The sequence below is a fragment of the Salinisphaera sp. PC39 genome (genome assembly GCF_040361335.1).
Lineage (GTDB): Bacteria > Pseudomonadota > Gammaproteobacteria > Nevskiales > Salinisphaeraceae > APNM01.
Genome location: NZ_APNM01000002.1, coordinates 62,631 through 79,187, shown reverse-complemented (window position 1 = coordinate 79,187; position 16,557 = coordinate 62,631). Strand labels below are relative to the sequence as shown.

Here is a 16,557-nt window from a genome sequence, read left to right as displayed (position 1 = left end):
GCAACAGGTCCGTTTCCGGCATGCCGGGAACGCTTCGCTTATCCCGACCTACGAGACTGATGATCCGGGAGACTGCGGAACCGTGCTGGTTCCGCGCCTCAATCACGAATCACCGAATCACACGGAAAAGGAGTTGCCACACCCGCAGGTGGTGGTCGCGTTGGGATTACGGATGACGAACTGGGCGCCCTCGACACCGTCCGAGAAATCGATCTCGGCGCCGGTGAGGTAGAGCACGCTCATCGGATCGACCAGGAGAGTGACGCCCTCCTTCTCGATCACGGTGTCGCCATCCTCGACGTTCTCGTCGAAGGTGAACCCGTACTGGAAGCCGGAGCAGCCGCCGCCGGACACGAACACGCGCAGCTTGAGGTTCGGGTTGTCCTCGTCCTCCAGCAGTTCACGCACCTTGTGTGCGGCGGCCTCGGTGAATTCCAGCGGGGCCTCGATGTCTTCGGCTACGGTACTCATACCGCTCCATCATAACGCGAAACGCAGGCTGCCACGAACGAGGTCAGACCTTTTCGCGGGCACCGCCGATGGCGGCGGTCTTGCCGCTCTCGCCCGTCGTCGTCCCGGTCTTGGCCTCGTCCTGCTTGTGGGGAATGGCGGCCACCTTCTCGGCCCCCTCGCCCTCGTAGACCATCTGGCCATTGACCATGGCGCCGCCGGTCATCTCGATGAGCTTGTAATAGACATTGCCGTTGACGCGCGCCTTGGCCGACAGAGTGATGCGCTGGGACGCGTGCACGTCACCCTCCACGCAACCGTTCAGGACCACGTGCGGCACCCGGACGTCGCCTTCGACCGCGCCACTCTCGCTGACGCTGAGCACGGCGTTCTTGTCGGAGTCCGCCATCACCTTGCCCTTGATCTTGCCGTCGACGTGCAAGCCGCCCGCGAAGCGGACGTCGCCGGTGATCTCCGACTGGCGCCCGATCAGGGTATCCACCGTGCTGGCCGCTTTGTTCGTGGCCTTGCCCGACCGCGCCGGCTCGTCCTTCGAATCATTTCCCCACATGGTCCCTTCCTCCTGGTTTGAGTCTTGTACTAGCCCTAGTCCGCCGCCCGTACGATCTTCTGCCAGTCGTAGCTGTCGGTGAAGGCTTCCGAGCGGCCGCCGGGGGCGATCTCGATCTCGACCAGGGTCGGATCGAAATCCTGCGGCAAACGGAAGGTTCCCGCCAGTTCCTGGAAATATCTAAAAGAGAACACAAGTCTCGAAGCCGAATCAAGCGCGACGTCGGACCAGCCCAGACTCACGGATTCCCCGCCGCGCAGACCCTCGAAACGCAGTTGCACGCGACCCTCGACGCGCCGGTCATGGCGGGCCGCCTGGATCAGGACGAGGTTGAAGCGATACAGACCCTCGCCCCCCGTCGGATCGACCTCGAGCTGCTGCACCCGAACGCCGGCCTTGGCTTCCTCGGGCGAGAGGATGCCGCGATAGAAGGCCAGTTCCTTCTTGTATTCGGACAGGCGTTCCTGCATCTCGCGCAGGGATTGCCGCAGTTCCGCCGTCGCCTCGCGATCGATATCGGCCGCGCGCTGCAACACCACGACACGCTCGTCGAGACGGCGATTCTCCGCCTCCAGCCGCCGGTTTTCCTCGATCAGGCGGCGGCGCTCACCCTCCAGGCGCTCGCGTGCCACCTGCACCCGCTCCCAATCGCCGGGAGCCTGGGCCCGTCCCAACGCATAGAGCCCCCAAGCCAGCGCAAGCGCCAGGGCCGCCCCGCCGGCCACCCCCAGACGCATGACCCAGGGATGACGCTGGCGCTGAACGACCAGGCGCGGGCGGTCGCCGGGCCTCATGCGTATGCGGCCACGACGCCTGCCGTCGGGGCGATAGTCGCCGTCACGGCATCAGCCCCGGAATCTCCAGGCCGGCGGTCTCCGGCAGGCTGTACATGAGATTGAGGCATTGCACGGCCTGGCCGGCGGCGCCCTTGACCAGATTGTCGATCGCCGAGAGCACGATCACGCGATCGCCGTCCTCGGGGCGGTGGACGGCCAGGCGACAGGTGTTCGCGCCGCGCACTTCCCGGGTCTCCGGGATGCCGCCGGCGGGCAGCACCTCGATGAACGGCTCCCCCGCGTAGCGGGCTTCGAACAGGCCCTGCAGGTCGACGCCGCGGTCCGTGAGGCGGCCGTAGCAGGTGGCGAAGATACCCCGGATCATCGGCACCAGGTGCGGCACGAAGCTGACGTCCACCTCCCCTTCGGCGAGTTCACCGAGCACCTGGCGGATCTCCGGCAGGTGGCGGTGGCCGGCAACCGCGTAGGCCCTGAACGACTCGCCCATCTCGCCGAACAGGAAGGGCGTCTTCAGGCTGCGGCCGGCGCCGGAAACGCCTGTCTTGGCGTCCGCGATCAGATCGCCCGGCGCGATCGTGCCGGATTCGAGCAAAGGCATCAGCGCCAGAATGATCGCGGTCGGATAGCAGCCCGGACAGGCTACCAACCGCGCCTTGGATATGGTGATCCGCTGCAGTTCCGGCAGACCGTAGACGGCCTCCTCGATCAACTCCGGGCAGGCATGGGGCTCGCCGTACCAGCGCGCCCACAAATCCGGGTCGCGCAGGCGGAAATCGGCCGAGAGGTCGATCACGCGCTTGCCGGCCTCCAGGAGCGCCGGCACGAGATGCATGGCCGCGGCATGCGGGGTGGCGAAGAACACCACATCGCAGTCGGCGAGCGCCTCCGGATCCGGGGCGCTGAACGACAAATCCTCGTAATAGCGCGCGACATGCGGATAGGCCTGCGCCACCGGCCGGCCGGCCTCCGATCGGGACGTCACGGCAACCACATGGGCATTGGGATGCCCGGCAAGCAAACGCAGCAACTCCGACCCGGTATAACCGGTGCCGCCGACAATACCGATTTTCAACTGCGGTCCTGACAAGGCCATGACTCCATCGCGGCGGGGCGCGTCCGATCCACGACGAGTACATTAGAATCGTGGAACGTCGCCCTCTGGATTCGGGTGACGATACGGCCGGTCCGTCGCGAGGGCTGCCGGCCGACGACATGATGAGACCGCTGCACAACGTCGCGAACGAAGACAGGTTGGCCGCCGCCGGAGCGCAGGAACGCCCTGTGCGTGCGGCCGCCGGGCATCGCGATCACCGCCGGCAACCGGGATGTCGAACGCAGTCGTTGTCCAATGGCCTCATAATGTATGCCGTCAAGTATAAAACGATGCGCCGGGCCATGCCGCACGACGGATCCCGCTGACCCAATGTCACCCACACCGATGCCACATGTCCGCTGACCGCAAACCGAGCCTCGGGCGCCGGTGGCGGGACTGGCTCGACCGCCTGCGCCAGGAAATCGCCGACATCGAGAACACCCCGGGCCTGGGGGTACTCTGCGCGCTCGGCGCGGCCACGGGCGTGCTGTGCGGACTGATCATCCTGGGGCTGCAGACGGCGATCACCGGGCTCCAAGGGCCGCTGTTCGCCGGCACGAACGCGGCGCCGGGCCATTTCCCCGATACCGCGCCGGCTTTCCGCGTGGCGGTGCCGGTGTTGGGCGCCCTGTTCCTGGGGCTGCTGATCGAGCGCGTCCTGAAAGTGCGCGATTACGGCGTCGTCCACATCATCGAGCGGCTGGTCTACTACCAGGGCTTCCTGCCGGTGCGCACGGCGATCGCGGAATTCCTGGTCACCACCGGCGCTATCGTCACCGGCCAGTCCGTGGGCCGGGAAGGCACGGCGGCCCAGGTCGGCGCGACCACCGGAAGCTGGCTGGGCCGCCGCCTGGACCTGCCCAACAACAGCGTGCGCACCTTGGTCGGCTGCGGCGCGGCCGCCGGCATCGCCGCTTCCTTCAACACGCCGCTGGCGGCCGTCATCCTGGCCATGGAGGTGGTGATGATGGAATACACCGTCTCCGGATTCGCGCCCATCATCCTCGCCGCGGTCAGCGGCTCGCTGGTCACCTTCACCCTGACCGATATCCATCCCGGACTGGTGGTCGAGCACGCCAGCTTCAGCTCCATGTGGGAACTGCCCTACCTGGTGTTCGTGGGCGCGGTCATGGGGCTTCTCGGCGCCGGCTTCACGCGGCTGACGGGCGCCCTGACCACCTGGCTGGAACCGATCCGGCCGAGTCTGCGCATGGCCGCGGCCGGCCTGGTCACGGCGGTGCTGGGACTGATGTTCCCGCAGATTCTGGGGCTCGGTTTCGAGTTGGTGAACGCCGCCCTGGCCGGCCAATTCGTTCTCGGGATAGCTCTGGGCATCGGCGCCGCCAAGTTCCTGGCCACGGCCTTCGCCGCGGCCGCCGCCATCCCCGGCGGCGTGATCCTGCCCGCCTTCGTGATCGGCGCCACCGTGGGCAGCGCCTTGGGCACCCTCGGCGGCCTGGCCGCCCCCGCCCAGGCCAGCGAGCCCGGTTTCTACGCCTTGATCGGCATCGGGGCCATGATGGGCGCGGTGCTGCAGGCCCCGCTCACCTCGCTGGTCGTGATCCTCGAATTATCCGACCATACCGAGGTGGTACTGCCCGGCATGCTCGCCGTGATCACCGCCATCGTGGTCTCCCGCCGCCTGGCCTCCGCGGAATCCGTGTTCCGGATGCTGCTGCGCCGGCGGGGCCTGGACTATCGCAACGATCCGGTTTCCCAATACCTGCGACGCGCGAGCGTCCTCAGCGCGATGAACCGGCGCTTCGCCCGCCTGCCGCGCCAAGTGTCCCGCACGGCACTGGAAGAAACCTTGGCACGCAATCCGGACTGGCTGTTGGTCGGGGGTGAAGAGAACCGCGCCAGCCTGATGCGGCCAGCGGATGTCGTGCGCTTCCTGGGCAGCGAGGACGTACCGGACGAGGGCGATATCGACCTGATCCGCATTCCGGGACAGCGGCTCGACGCCGTGTCGGTCCCCCTGCGAGCCAGCCTGCAGGAGGCCTATGACCGTCTCGACCAACACGAGGCGGACGCCCTGTACGTGCAGCGCCGGGGCCGGACAGGCGCGGATGCCATCTATGGCGTGCTCACTCGGGCCGCCATCGAGGGGGCGTATCATCCCTGAGGCCGCGGCATGGCCGGTGCGCCGGTCATGCCGCGGTCTTTAGGTTCCCTGGCAGGACGGATAACGCGGAGGACGCATGCTCTGGATCAAGGCCTTTCATATCGTGTTCATGGTCACGTGGTTCGCAGGCCTGTTCTATCTACCGCGGCTGTTCGTCTACCACGCCGACACCACCGACGAGATCAGCCACGCGCGTTTCTGCGTCATGGAGCGTCGGCTCTCGGCGATCATGGGGATCGGCGCCCTACTGACCATCGGCCTGGGCCTGTGGCTGTTGCTCGCCTACGGCTCGGCATGGCTGGCCGGCAACGGCTGGATGCACGTCAAGCTGCTGCTGGTGGCGGGTTTGATCGGCTACCACGGCTGGTGCCAGATCCAGGTCAAGCGCTTCCGAGAGCGCCGCAATCGCGGCAGCAGCCGTTACTTCCGCCTCATGAACGAGGTGCCCGGGGCGTTCCTGATCGCGATCGTGGTGCTGGCCGTCGTCAAGCCGTTTTAACGACCGTGATTCGTGATTGGTGATCCGCATGACTCGGCGAATCACGAACTCACGGACCACCAATCATTCTTCGTTCGGATTTCCCGCTTGGGTCTGGAGGTAGTTCTGCAGGCCGAGCTTGTCGATCAGGCCGAGCTGGGTCTCCAGGAAGTCGATGTGCTCTTCCTCGTCCTCCAGGATATCGACGAACAGGGCGCGGGACGCGTAGTCGCCGACCTTCTCGCAATAGGCGACGGCTTCCTTGTAGAAGGCGTGCGACTCGTACTCGGCCGCGAGATCGCATTCGATCATCTCGGGCACGGTCTCGCCGATGCGCAGCTTGCCCAATTCCTGCAGGTTGGGCAGGCCCTCGAGGAACAGGATCCGCTGTATGAAGCGGTCCGCGTGCTGCATCTCCTCGATGGATTCCTTGTATTCCTTGCCGCCCAGTTCGTTCAGGCCCATGTCCTGATACATGCGGGCGTGCAGGAAATACTGGTTGATCGCCGTCAGCTCGAGCTTCAGGCCCTTCTGGAGATACTCGATTACCTTCGCGTCGCCTTTCATGACCGCCTCCGGGCATCGCGGTGTTGATGAACGGCGAGTATAGCAGGCAGGTCCCGGATGACAAGCCAAGCGCTTGTTTTTACAGAATTTTCAACTGATTCTTTTTCGCATTCGCAAGCGCGGGAACGCCTGTCGCGCGTCTCACCCCGGTTGCAGGGCGGGATTCGCCGCCGGCAGCACATCGTCGGCGAACGCCTGCTCGCGCTCCTGGAGCGCCACGGCCAGGACCTCGCGCGCGCACGGCGCGCAGCACCCGCAGCAGGTGGCCACGCCGAGCTGGCGCCGCAGATCGCGCATGGAAGCGGCGCCCTCGTTTTCGACCGCGGCCCGGATGTCACCGTCGGTGACCTGTTTGCAGAGACAGACGTACATGGCTAGACCCTCATTCGGGCACCAGTAGAACGCGAATGCGAATAAGTGTCAACTATATCGACGTCGGCATGCGCCCGGATTCGTTATTGCGGATGATAATCTTTATCATTAAAATCCATGCCGCTCGGCTGCCTGGCAGCAAACGGTCTCGCCGTGTCGGGAGAGCACGGTTCTTACAAGGGGGAATACGCATGACACGCTTTGGTATACGCTTTCTGGGCGCGAGCCTAGTCGCTGTCGCATGGTCCGCCGCGGCCGAGGACGAGCGAACGCGCGAACTCGAAATGCTCGAGGTAATCGGCTCCAAGGAGGCAGTGGAAACCCTGCCCGGCTCGGGCAGCTACCTGGACACCGACGACTTGCGCGACCAGTCGTACGACGATGTCAACCGCGCCCTACGCAAGGTCCCCGGCGTCTACATCCGCGAGGAGGACGGCTACGGGCTGTTCCCCAACATCAGCCTGCGCGGCGTCGATCCCGGCCGCAGCGCCAAGGTCATGATCCTCGAGGACGGCGTACCACAGGCGCCCGCCCCCTATTCCGCGCCGTCGGCCTACTATTCACCGACCGCCGGCCGCATGCGCGGTCTGGAGGTGCTCAAGGGCTCCAGCCAGGTCCGCCACGGCCCGCACATCACGGGCGGCGTGATCAACTACCTGTCCACGGAAATTCCCGGTAACGAAGCCGGATATTTCAAGCTGCTGTACGGCGATGATGACGAATTGCGCACGCACGCCTGGTACGGCGATACCGTCACGACCGGCGCCGGCCGTGTCGGCTTCCTGGCGGAAGGCTTCTTCCGCCGCACAGACGGCTTCAAGCACATCGACGGCACGCCGGATTTCCGGGACACCGACGAGACCGGCCTTGAGAACGACGACTTCAACCTGAAATTCTCCTGGGAACCGGACAGCGGCGTCTATCAGCGCTTCGAGCTGAAGCTCGGCCGCACCGACATCGACGCCGACGAGACCTACCTCGGTCTCACCGACCGGGATTTTCGGACCGACCCGTACCGCCGCTACTCGGCGAGCCGCTTCGACAACATCGCCACGCAGCAGGACCGCGTGGCCTTGAGCCACTTCATCGCGTTATCGGATGCCACCGACCTGTCGACGGTGATCTATAACAATGAGTTCGAGCGCAATTGGTTCAAGCTCGCCAGCGTCAACGGCAACAACCTCAGCCGCGCCCTGGCCGAGGGGGGCAACGACCTGGCCGTCCTCAAGGGCGAGGCCGCGGGCCAATTCACCAATCGCAACAACAGCCGCGAGTACTACAGCCGCGGCATCCACAGCCTGCTGAGTCACCGATTCGCAACCGGCGGCGCGGAACACGAACTGTCCGTCGGCCTGCGCGTGCACGGCGACCAGATCGATCGCTTCCAGCAGGATGAAGTGTTCACGCAGGAGGCCAACGGCACCATCAGCGACCGCCAGGTCCAACCCGAGGGCGCCGCCGGCGACCGGATACAGGAAACCCTGGCGGTCGCGGTCAACGTCGACGACCGGATTCGCATGGGGCGGCTGACCATCACGCCCGGCATCCGCTTCGAGCGGCTGGACCTCGAATACGAACAGGACCAGCGCCGTTCCGACGGCGGCGGCTCTCCCGACAGCGGCGAGGACGACCTGGATCTGCTCGGCGGCGGTATCGGCGCCACCTGGCGACAGAACGCCAACTGGAGCTTCTTCGGCGGCGTGTTCCGCGGGTTCTCACCGCCCGGCCCCCGCGCGGCGATCCGCAGCGACCTCAAGGAGGAGACCAGCCTGTCCACGGAGGCCGGCGTACGCTTCAGCAACGACGCCCGGAGCCTGCGCAGCGAGGTAACGGTTTTCCGCACCGACTTCGACGACCTGGTGGTGGTCGACAATGTCGGTGCCAGCGCGGGCGGCAGCGGCGAAACCACGTCCGTGGGCGAGGTCGTGAGCCAGGGCGTGGAGTTGTCCCTGGCCTGGGATCCCTCGATCGCGCGCGGCTGGGCCGTGAGCACGCCATTGTTCGTATCCGCCACCTACACCGACGCCGAGATCGCCAACGCCTCGACCTCCGGCGACGCGGAGTCGATCTTCTCCGGGGGCGACGACGGCAACGAGGTTCCCTACATCCCCGACTATCAGTTCACCGTGGGCGCCGCCCTGGAAGCGGCGCGCTGGAAAGTGGATCTGACCGGCACCTACGTCGACTCGTCGTTCGCCAGTGCCAGCAACACCAGCCGACAGGTCGACCCGAGCGGCAACCCGGACGCGCGCTTCGGCCGCATCGACAGCTTCTTCGTGGTCGATGCCAGCGCCAAGTACCGGCTGGACAACGGCTGGCGCCTGCTTGCCGGCGCCCACAACCTGCTCGACCGGGAATACATGGCCTCGCGCCTGCCGCACGGCCCGAGACCGGGTAAGCCGCGCTTCGTCTACATGGGACTCGAAGCCGATTTCAACTGATCAACGAACCGCAAAGGGTCCGGACCGACACCCCAACCCAGTCCCCGTCGGTCCGGGTCCTCTCCCGCGAAGCTGGCCCGGCTCTGCCGGGCCCTTTTTATTCGGACTGTCGCATCAACCCTGCGAGGTGATCCCGCCATCCGCGGTCACGGCGCCGCACAACGCATCCCGGCACTCCGCCAGCTCCTGGAGCGCGCGACGATAGACGCATTGCTTGAAGAACACCACCTCGCGCACGGGCTGCCAATAGTCCACCCAGCGCCAGCCGTCGAACTCGGGCTTGTCGCTGACGTCGAAGCGCACGCAGGATTCCGGCGCCTCCAGGGCCAGGAAGAACCACTTCTGCTTCTGGCCGATGCAAACGGGCCGGCGGTGGCGGCGGACGAAACGACGCGGCAGGCGGTAGCGCAGCCAGCCGCGGGTGCTGCCGAGGATACGGACGTGCTCGGCGCGCAGGCCGATCTCCTCTTCCAGCTCGCGGAACAGGGCGTCCTCGGGGCTCTCGTGACGGTGGATGCCGCCCTGCGGGAACTGCCAGGCATCCTGGCCCACCCGCTTGCCCCAGAACACCCGGCCATCGGTATTGCCGAGCACGATGCCGACGTTTGCGCGAAAGCCCTCCTCGTCGATCACGGCAGGTCTCTATGACTGTAATGCCTCGATTCTTTCACAAACCTTTCGCGGGCGGCAAAGCGCCTCGCTTGGCCGCCCGCGGCGGGTATCGTATGCTGCGGCGCGCCATGACGGATGACACCGAACCGATGCACCTCGCCCTCTTCGACCTGGACAACACCCTGCTCGCCGGCGACAGCGATTACCTCTGGGGCCGCTTCCTGGTGGAATCGGGGGTGGTGGACGCGGATACCCACGAGACCACCAACCGCCGTTTCTACGAGCAGTACAAGGCGGGCGAGCTGGACATTCACGCCTTCCAGCGGTTCGCGCTCCAGCCGCTGCTGGACAATCCGCTGTCGGAGATGCGGGCGCTGCGGGCCCGCTTCGTCGAGGAGTGCATCCGCCCGATCGTGGCCCGCGGCACGCCGCGGCTGCTCGCGGCGCACCGGGCCCGCGGCGACGCGCTGGCCATCATCACCGCGACCAACCGCTTCGTGACCGAGCCTATCGCGGAACTACTGCAGGTCGGCGACTTGCTGGCCACCGAACCCGAACGCAACGGGGAACGCTACACCGGCGCCATCGCCGGCACGCCCTGCTACCGCGAGGGCAAGGTCGAACGCCTGCGGCAATGGCTGGAGACCCGGCCGGAGCGCGTCGGGCGGATCTGGTTCTACTCCGACTCCCACAACGACCTGCCCCTGCTGGAGCATGTCGATCACCCGGTGGCGGTGGACCCCGACGAGACCCTGGCCGAGGCGGCGGGCGAGCGCGGCTGGCCCGTCGTCAGCCTGCGCGGCGAGGACGCGGAGGACGTGTTCGAGCGCGTCGCGGCCGACATAGAGAGCCAAAACCGCACAGCGAAGAAGTGAATCCACCGATCACACGGATTTCGTTGGGCAACAGACTTTTCGATCTTAATCTGTGTCCATCCGTGTAATCCGTGGCTATATAACTAACCGAACAGGATCTCCCGCGCCGCGGCGTCCACGCGGCCGTTGCCGGCGAACACGCTGGTCGTGTCCAGGTCGATGGGGCCACCTTCCAGATCGGTGATCCGGCCGCCCGCCTCGCGCAGGATCACGGTCAGGGCCGCGATGTCGAGGATGTTCAGATCCGACTCCACGATCAGGTCGATGCGCCCGCTGGCGAGCAGGTGGTAGTGGTAGAAGTCGCCATAGCCGCGGATGCGATGAACCCGGCGGATCAGGTCTCCCAGCGCCTGCCAGCGGGACGACCCGGCCAGGGTCGCGATATTGCCCATCGACAGCGTCGCGTCCGCGAGATCGTCCACCTCGCTGACCCGGATCGGCTCGCCGTTCAGGGTGGCGCCCATGCCCGCCGCGGCACAGGCCAGCTCGCCGCGGCCGAACATAGGCGCGTTGGACACGCCGCAGATCAATTCGCCACGGTGCATGAGAGCGATCTGGGTGGAGAAGAAGGGATAGCCCCGGACGAAGCTCTTGGTGCCGTCGATCGGATCGATCAGCCACACGTATTCCGCATCGGGGGTCTCGCGCCCAAGCTCCTCGCCGTAGAAGCCGTGACCGGGGAAGGCCTTGGACAGCACGCCCTTGATCGCGCGTTCGCTCTCGATGTCCGCCACCGTGACCGGCGAGGCGTCGGCCTTGCGCTCGACATCGAACTCCCCGTGATAGTAATGGCGGATGACTTCCTCCGCCGCCCGGGCGGCCTCCACCGCCTTCTCCAGAAACGCCTCAAGACTCATAACAAAACACTCCCTCGGCTCGGGCATGCCGACCCGGAATTCCGACACTTGGAAACAACCCCTGTCAGGCCATCCAGCCGCCGATCGTGAACGCGGCCAGAAGCGCCAGCATCAGCACCAGGCTGCGCGAGACCAATCCCAACGCCTCGCGCAGGCGGTCGTCCACGTCCATCTCGACGCTCTCGTGCGCGGTGCCCTCCTCCATCTGCAGGGCACCGGTACCGGTCTCGGCCAGCACGCGCCAGCCGCGGTCCGCCCAGTCGGCGCATTCCGCCGCGTGCGCGCGCCGCCAACCGGCGATGGCATCATCGCTGCTGCCGGCGAGCCCGTAGAGCAGCGCCGCCACGCGCTGTGACGGCCAGGCCAGGATCGCGTGGAAACGCACCGCGGCCTCCAGCAGACCGTCGCCGGCACCGAGCTCGTCCAGGCGCGCGGGCAACGCCGAGGCAAGACGGTACAGGACCGCGCCCAACGGGCCCAGCAGGAAGAACCAGAACAGGACGGCGAGCATGCGTTCGTGGCCCGCCACGACGACGGCGCCCAGCAGGTCGCCCGCGCGCGCCGCCCCGCGGCCGTGCAGCTTGCCGGTCAGGTGCAATACGCGATCGCGATCGCCCGCGGTGCGCGCCGCGATCAGCTCGCGGACGTCGTACCAGAGGTCGCGCGGGCCGAGCGCGAACACCAGGACCGCCACCGCGAACACAAGGCCCACCAGGGACCATACGCCCCCGCCCAGCAACGACTGCAATACCGCGACCACGACCAGCGGCGGCGCCAGCACCACCAATCCCCAGGCGGAGTCGCGCAGCGGCGAGAGCACGCCCAGACCATGGAGACGCTCCAGGTAACGTCCGAACCAGTCGTATTGCCGCCAGCGACTGATCCGGCTGAGCAGCCGTTCGACGGCGAGCGCGATGACGATGGCGATCAGGTTCACGGTTGCAACTGCCGGTGGAATTCGGCCCAGTCGAAGGCCGGTCCCGGATCGGTCTTGCGGCCCGGGGCGATATCGCTGTGCCCCACTATACGGTCCGTGGCAATCGCCGGATAGTGCGCCATCAAGGCTCGCGCGACGGCACCGAGGCGCTCGTATTGGACATCGGCATAGGGCCGGTCGTCCGTGCCCTCCAACTCGATGCCGACGGAAAAATCGTTGCAGCGCGTGCGATCGCCGAAGCGCGACTCCCCCGCGTGCCAGGCCCGTTCGTGGAAGGGCACGAACTGGACCAGCTCGCCGTCGCGCCGGATCAGGAGATGCGCCGACACCCGCAGGTCCGCGATCCCCGCGAAATAGGGATGGCGCGACGGCGGCAGCCGATTGCGGAACAAGGCCTCGATCCAGGGCCCGCCGAACTGCCCCGGCGGTAGGCTGATGCCGTGGATCACCAGCAGATCGACCGCCACGTCCGCCGGTCGCTCGTCGCGGTTGGGCGAGGGCACGGCCCGTGCACCCCGTAGCCAGCCGTTGTCGATCGACAGCTCCATGAAACGAAAGTCTACTGCAAAGCCGGCTCAGAAATAGGTCTGCAGCCCCAACGCCGCGTGCGCCGCGTCCCTGCCGCGTTCGTCGCGCCAGCCGACGGTCAGCCTGAGACCGAGGCCGATGCCGCCCGCCGACGGCAGATCCCACTGCTGGTGCAGTTCCGCCCAGCGCCGGCGACTGTCGTCGCCGGCGACCGGGGACAGGCCACCGACCTCGGCGCGCAGATGCCATCCGGCCGCCGGCCGGGCCAGGAGGCCGATGCTGCCGCCGGCGGCCACGGCATGGTCCGCATCAAGGGCCCGGTTCGCATCCGCCGAGCCCAGGGCGAACGCATACCCCGCCAGCGAACGGAAATCTCCCCATGCCACCCCCGGCCCGCCCTCGGCATAGAGGCCCAGCCGCGAACGCCCGTCCCCGAAAGGGGCCGGGGACGGCCGTCGCCGAAGCCCCGTGCTCACACGCCACGACACCGGCCGGATCAGGTCGCCGCGCGAGGCCAGGGACTCGATACCCAGCAGCACGAGATCGGCGAGTCTGGCATCGCCGGTGTCCGGATCGAAGCGCAGGCCGATGTCCAGAAGCTCGATACCGGCCCCGGCCGGATAGCCCGCCGGGGGATCGAGCAGATCGTGATAGCCCGGACGCAAACGGGCACCCAGACGGAATCCGTCGTCCGTCCAGACACCGCCGAAGGCGACACGCGCGGTCGGATGCCCCGCATGCGGACCGGGGCCCGGCGGCGGTGGCGACGACACACCCGACCGGCCACCCAGACGGCTACGGGCCTCGAGGATCGCTTCCAGACGCGGGCGTGCGGCCGCCGCGGCCCCACCCGTCTGCAAACGGTAATAAAGCAGGTCGTGCGCGACCTCCAGCACCCGCGCGGCGGTCTCCCGCGGCAGCGCGGCCACGGCATCCCCGTCCGGCGCCGCCCGACCCGCGGCGACGGACCGGGCGAGCGTCCGCCGCGGGGCATCCAGGCGCGCCGCCTCGGCCCGCAGGACGGTTGCCAGGGCGGGCCGGTAAGCCGGCTCGCCCAGCAGATCCGGCGTCGCCGCCAGGGCGCGGATGGTATCCGCCGGGATCGCGTACCAGCCGAAGCGCTCCGAGGCCCGCAACGACGGCCGCGCCACCTCCAGCAGCGTCAGGAGCTGATAGGCACAGTTCCGGCTCAGGAAGGTGTAGTCGAAGGTGACGCCGTCCAGTTCCCATAGGTGCGCCACCAGCCGCTTGATCTCGGCATCGCTCAGCGCCAGCGGATAGGACCAGATGTCCCGGTTCTCGATCCAGGCGTAGTCGCGCACCTTCTCGTAATAGGGAAAGACGCCGTAGATACCGGGATAGCCGCCGGTCAGCCCCTTGAACGCATACACCGGCCCCCGCTCGTCGCCGGTCTCGGCGGCGAAATTGACCGCGTACGAGAGCAACTCACCGCCGCGCGCCGACTCGCCGCCGTCGATCCGCAGCAGGGTATGCCCGAACATGGAGGCCGGGCTGTTGAGATAGGCGGAAGGAAACACCAACCGCACGGCGCGTGCGTCGAGCGCCCGGCGCCAGCGCTCGAAGGCGTCGCAGTCGACCGCGGGCAGACGCCCGCGATCGATATCCAGGCGCCGTTCCAGGAACCGGAACCGCGCCGGAAACGCACAGCGCACCGGCAGGTCGCGGGGGCCGACCGGCGCGCTCTCGAAGAACGCGGCCAGGGTCGCGGCCAGCTCGGCGGCGGGATCGGTGCGGCCCGCGCCCGCGAGAAAGAACCAGTCCGGCACGACCGCGCTGGTGACGCCGCCGCCGAGCCGGTCCGGCTCGTAGTGCATCAGGGCGTGCCAATGCGCGCTCTGCGCCAGGTCGAGAGCGACGGCACGCGATTGCAGGGATTCGATATCGCCCGCGCGGGCGACGCCGCCCGCCAACGATGCGATCAGGAACAGCACCAACCGGCTAGTCGAAATAGTGACGCCAACCCAACTGACAAGCATTGTCCTCGCGCCCTTGCCAGGCCTCGTGGGCACACCAGCCGCGCAACGCCTGGTTACGCGCCAGCGGTATCCCGACACTCAGGCGCGCACGATAACGGTCGTTGCCGTCATCCAGCGCCAGGGCCTGTAAATCGACACCCAGTTGCGCGCCCCCGGTGTAATGGACGGCGCCGATCTCGGCGCCGCCGGCGAGCGTCACCGCCGGTTCGCGACCGCTGACGGTCTCCGCCCGCCCCACCAAGAAGGTGTAGGGCATCAGACCGCCAAACCGCCAGCTCGCACCGGGGCCGCCCTCCAGGAACAGGCCCGTCCGGCGCGCGTCACCCTCGACGATGCGTTCCATGCCGCCGTGCACGAACCAGGAGACCGGTTTCTCGAACGTCCCCCGCGGCGCCAGGGACCGGATATTGACCAGGTCGAGGCGCTCCAGGATCAGCCCCTCCGATTCGTCCAGGCGTACCCTCAAATCCAGCCCCTCGATGCCCGCACCGGGCAGGAAACCGGTAATCGGGTCCAGCAGATCGTGGTAGGTCAATCGGTAACCCGCCTCCAGGTAATCCGAACCGCCGCGCCGTCCCGCCGCCAAACTCGCCATCTGGGTGCGGTGGCCGCTCTCGGGCGGCGGCGGCGCCGGCACGGGCTCCTCGGGCGGCGCCGGATTACGCTGGACCACCCGCAGCAGCGCCAGGCTGTCGCTCGCCGCCTGCCGGGTGCGTTCCTGGTCGCGGTGTCGCACCCGTACCGCCCGGTACGCCGTCAGGGCCATCAGGTGCCGGCGCTCACCGGGGTAAGAACGGAACCGGGGGCTGTCGGCGACGCTCGGGTCGCGCACCAAAGCCTCCGCGAACGCCAGCTCGTCGGCGTCCAGCCGATCCGCGCTGTGCCGCAGTTGCGTCAGCTTGGAGGGCCGATAGCGGCGTTCGATCACCAGGTCCGCGGCATACAGGGTCCGTACCGTGTTCAGGGGCAGCTCGGCGAAGCGGTAGCCCTCCAGCAGCGGCGCCGATGGCCGGGCCACCTTGATCAGTTCAAGCAGCCGGAACGAGCAGTTCTCGTCGAAAAAGAAGTAGTCGAAATTGATATCCCGCAATTCCCACAGATGCCGGACCAGCCAATCCAGTTCGTCATGCTCGAGATCAAGGGCGTACTCCCACATGTCCCGGTTCTCGATGAAGGCATAGTCGCGGATCTTGTCGACATAGGACACCACCGAGAACTGGCCGGGATATCCGCCGGCCAGGCCGCGCCAGATATAGAGAATCGAGTTTTCTTCGGCATCCACCTGGGCGCCGAAATTGATGGAGCGCGACAGCCAGACCGCATCGGGGTCCGGCCGCTCGTCCAGCCGCAGCAGCGTGTGGCCGAACATGGAGGACGGGCTGTTCAGGTAGGCGGCCGGGAAGACCAGCACCAACTGGCCGATGGGCATATCGTCGCGCCACTGCTGGTATTCCCCGCAATGCGCAAGCGGCGCATCTTCATTCCAGCCGAGCCGTTCGTCGAGAAAGCGATAGCGGGCCGGGAAACGGCAACGCGCCTCTGCGGCCGGTTCACGCAGCGCGCGCCAACTGGCGCGCAGCTCGGCCTCGGGATTTCGCTTGCCGTCCCCGGCCAGGAAGAAAGCCTCGTCGTCCACGTAACTCGCGCCGACATCGCGCAGGGTGGCGCCCGGATTGACATGCATGAGGGCGCGCCAGCGGGGGGTCTCCGCCAGCGCGGCGAAATCCGGTTCTCCGGCCGCGGCGGTCGCACCACCCAGGCCGGACAAGAGCACGAAAAGAACGATGGCGCGCATGCGGTCCAGGAACAGTAAGGGTGGGCGGCGCGGCCATCGCCCGCCCAACAAAAGTGCCCCGC

The 16,557-nt window shown here is 67.3% G+C and carries 16 protein-coding genes; 4 read left to right on the top strand and 12 right to left on the bottom strand.

Annotation, left to right across the window (positions count from 1 at the left end; all coding sequences use genetic code 11):
• Positions 1-117 precede the first annotated feature (117 nt).
• The 4 genes from erpA to argC are packed head-to-tail and all read right to left on the bottom strand — an operon-like array spanning position 118 to position 2,911.
• Positions 118-471, bottom strand: coding sequence for an iron-sulfur cluster insertion protein ErpA (gene erpA / locus PC39_RS02735; protein WP_353251836.1), 354 nt, complete (start codon positions 469-471; stop codon positions 118-120).
• Positions 472-514: 43 nt separating this feature from the next.
• The gene (locus PC39_RS02730) at positions 515-1,021 is read right to left on the bottom strand and encodes a bactofilin family protein (RefSeq protein WP_353251835.1); all 507 of its coding nucleotides are present in this window, start codon (positions 1,019-1,021) and stop codon (positions 515-517) included.
• Positions 1,022-1,056: 35 nt separating this feature from the next.
• Positions 1,057-1,815, bottom strand: coding sequence for a DUF6776 family protein (locus tag PC39_RS02725; RefSeq protein WP_353251834.1), 759 nt, complete (start codon positions 1,813-1,815; stop codon positions 1,057-1,059).
• 43 nt (positions 1,816-1,858) lie between these two features.
• Entirely contained in the window at positions 1,859-2,911 is a 1,053-nt protein-coding gene (gene argC / locus PC39_RS02720) for an N-acetyl-gamma-glutamyl-phosphate reductase (RefSeq protein ID WP_353251833.1), read from the bottom strand.
• A gap of 352 nt (positions 2,912-3,263) precedes the next feature.
• On the opposite strand from argC, the gene PC39_RS02715 reads away from it, so the two are divergent.
• Positions 3,264-5,036: a chloride channel protein gene (locus PC39_RS02715; RefSeq protein WP_353251832.1), complete on the top strand. Its 1,773-nt coding sequence runs from the start codon at positions 3,264-3,266 to the stop codon at positions 5,034-5,036.
• Between the two features lie 76 nt (positions 5,037-5,112).
• Positions 5,113-5,535: a CopD family protein gene (locus PC39_RS02710; RefSeq protein WP_353251831.1), complete on the top strand. Its 423-nt coding sequence runs from the start codon at positions 5,113-5,115 to the stop codon at positions 5,533-5,535.
• A 63-nt stretch (positions 5,536-5,598) separates the two neighbouring features.
• Here the strand turns inward: PC39_RS02710 and bfr are convergent, their stop codons facing one another.
• Positions 5,599-6,081, bottom strand: a complete 483-nt coding sequence (bfr, locus tag PC39_RS02705) for a bacterioferritin (protein WP_353251830.1) — start codon at positions 6,079-6,081, stop codon at positions 5,599-5,601.
• Between the two features lie 141 nt (positions 6,082-6,222).
• Complete coding sequence (locus PC39_RS02700) at positions 6,223-6,453, bottom strand: bacterioferritin-associated ferredoxin (RefSeq protein WP_353251829.1); 231 nt, start codon at positions 6,451-6,453, stop codon at positions 6,223-6,225.
• Positions 6,454-6,737: 284 nt separating this feature from the next.
• On the opposite strand from PC39_RS02700, the gene PC39_RS02695 reads away from it, so the two are divergent.
• Positions 6,738-8,894 (top strand): TonB-dependent receptor family protein, encoded by a 2,157-nt coding sequence (locus tag PC39_RS02695; RefSeq protein ID WP_353251828.1) that lies wholly within the window; start codon positions 6,738-6,740, stop codon positions 8,892-8,894.
• 114 nt (positions 8,895-9,008) lie between these two features.
• Here the strand turns inward: PC39_RS02695 and PC39_RS02690 are convergent, their stop codons facing one another.
• Positions 9,009-9,527, bottom strand: coding sequence for an RNA pyrophosphohydrolase (locus PC39_RS02690; protein WP_353251827.1), 519 nt, complete (start codon positions 9,525-9,527; stop codon positions 9,009-9,011).
• 128 nt (positions 9,528-9,655) lie between these two features.
• Here PC39_RS02690 and PC39_RS02685 point away from each other — a divergent pair, with 128 nt between their 5' ends.
• Complete coding sequence (locus tag PC39_RS02685; RefSeq protein ID WP_353252039.1) at positions 9,656-10,381, top strand: histidinol-phosphatase; 726 nt, start codon at positions 9,656-9,658, stop codon at positions 10,379-10,381.
• Positions 10,382-10,464: 83 nt separating this feature from the next.
• Here PC39_RS02685 and PC39_RS02680 read toward each other — a convergent pair whose 3' ends face one another.
• The 5 genes from PC39_RS02680 to PC39_RS02660 form a co-directional block, all read right to left on the bottom strand.
• Positions 10,465-11,238 (bottom strand): inositol monophosphatase family protein, encoded by a 774-nt coding sequence (locus PC39_RS02680; RefSeq protein WP_353251826.1) that lies wholly within the window; start codon positions 11,236-11,238, stop codon positions 10,465-10,467.
• 64 nt (positions 11,239-11,302) lie between these two features.
• Positions 11,303-12,175, bottom strand: coding sequence for a regulatory signaling modulator protein AmpE (gene ampE, locus PC39_RS02675; RefSeq protein ID WP_353251825.1), 873 nt, complete (start codon positions 12,173-12,175; stop codon positions 11,303-11,305).
• On the bottom strand, positions 12,172-12,717 hold the full coding sequence (gene ampD / locus PC39_RS02670) for a 1,6-anhydro-N-acetylmuramyl-L-alanine amidase AmpD (protein ID WP_353252038.1): 546 nt from the start codon (positions 12,715-12,717) through the stop codon (positions 12,172-12,174). Before ampD ends, ampE begins: the two co-directional genes overlap by 4 nt.
• 33 nt (positions 12,718-12,750) lie before the next feature.
• Positions 12,751-14,700, bottom strand: a complete 1,950-nt coding sequence (locus PC39_RS02665; RefSeq protein WP_353251824.1) for a lipoprotein N-acyltransferase Lnb domain-containing protein — start codon at positions 14,698-14,700, stop codon at positions 12,751-12,753.
• Positions 14,663-16,495 (bottom strand): Lnb N-terminal periplasmic domain-containing protein, encoded by a 1,833-nt coding sequence (locus tag PC39_RS02660; RefSeq protein WP_353251823.1) that lies wholly within the window; start codon positions 16,493-16,495, stop codon positions 14,663-14,665. Before PC39_RS02660 ends, PC39_RS02665 begins: the two co-directional genes overlap by 38 nt.
• Positions 16,496-16,557: the final 62 nt, after the last annotated feature.